Annotated in this window: 2 protein-coding genes; both read right to left on the bottom strand. The window is 30.5% G+C overall.

Annotation, left to right across the window (positions count from 1 at the left end; all coding sequences use genetic code 11):
- Positions 1–30 precede the first annotated feature (30 nt).
- Positions 31–909, bottom strand: coding sequence for an IS3 family transposase (locus E0F91_RS17590; protein WP_243698935.1), 879 nt, complete (start codon positions 907–909; stop codon positions 31–33).
- Entirely contained in the window at positions 906–1,205 is a 300-nt protein-coding gene (locus E0F91_RS18050; RefSeq protein ID WP_243698934.1) for a transposase, read from the bottom strand. Before E0F91_RS18050 ends, E0F91_RS17590 begins: the two co-directional genes overlap by 4 nt.
- Positions 1,206–1,263 lie beyond the last annotated feature (58 nt).

Genomic DNA, 1,263 nt, shown 5'->3' with positions numbered 1-1,263 from the left:
TGGATATGCAAATAAAAAGTGGAGTTTAAGTTAAGCGACATTTTTGTAATTATTGGTTTTAGTGTTAAATTCCATTATCGTCAGGTATTTCAAAGCTGAATGTCTTCTTTTTTGATTGTACCAGACTTCTATATATTCAAAAACTTGAAGTTTCATTTGCTCTTTAGAGATCAGTTTATTTCCATAAATTAATTCTGTTTTTAATGATTTGAAGAAGCTCTCAGCTACTGCATTATCCCAGCAATTTCCCGCTCTACTCATGCTTCGAGTTACCTTATATGAGTCTAAAACATTTGCAAATTTGTTATTAGCATACTGGACACCTCGGTCCGAATGGAAAATTAATCCCTTTTGTACATTTCTGTTTCTAATTGCCATTTTCCATGATGCTAAAGTTGTTTCATTTGTACTCATTCCATCACTTAAACTCCATCCAATGATTTTTCGGTCATACAAATCCATTACCGTTGTTAAATACAAAAAACCTTCTTTAGTATGAATATATGTTATGTCTGAGACCCATGCTTTTGAGGGTTTAGCAACGAGAAACTGTCTGTTTAATACATTTTCAACAATTAAATAATTATGTTTAGAATCAGTAGTAATCTTGAATTTTTTGCTCAACTTACTTTTTAAACCAAGTTCTCTCATGTATTTTGCAACTGTAATTCTTGAAATTTTATGCCCTAAAATATTTAATTCCATTGTTATCCGTGGACTACCGTAACGTTGTTTGGATTCAAAATATAGGATTGTTATTTTTTCTTTTAAAATATTCTTTTTTTGTAATCTTTTAGAAATAGTAGCGAATTTCCATCGGTAATAGCCACTTTCACTGACTTTTAAAACTTTACACATTTTTTCAATCGGAAATATTCTTACATGATTTTTAATAAAAACAAATATCATCGACCGCTCTTGGAAAAAATGCCCACTGCTTTTTTTAATATATCTCGTTCTAATTCAGCTTCTTTTAATTTTGCCTCTAATTCGCTAATCAATTTTTGTTCTGCGGTTTGTTTTAAAATTCCATTACCAGGAAAACTACCAGATCCAAATTTATCGTAATCTTTACGCCATTTATACAGCATACTAACACGGATACCTAATTCTCTGGCTAATTCAGTAAGGTTAGATCGTTCATTACTCAATTCTACAGCTTTTATTTTAAACGCTGCGTCATAAATTTTTCTTTCTCTTGTCATAAGTTAAAATTAAGGTTTTTTCTCTTAACTCAAACTCCCAGCTAAATTAGTACATCCA

Origin of the sequence: Flavobacterium sandaracinum, assembly GCF_004349135.1 — a bacterium.
GTDB lineage: Bacteria > Bacteroidota > Bacteroidia > Flavobacteriales > Flavobacteriaceae > Flavobacterium > Flavobacterium sandaracinum.
This window is presented reverse-complemented; position numbering and strand designations above follow the sequence as displayed.

Excerpts from the sequence above, each read along its gene's own strand:
- E0F91_RS17590 (WP_243698935.1), bottom strand. The coding sequence starts at position 909 with ATGATATTTGTTTTTATTAAAAATCATGTAAGAATATTTCCGATTGAA.
- E0F91_RS18050 (WP_243698934.1), bottom strand. The coding sequence starts at position 1,205 with ATGACAAGAGAAAGAAAAATTTATGACGCAGCGTTTAAAATAAAAGCT.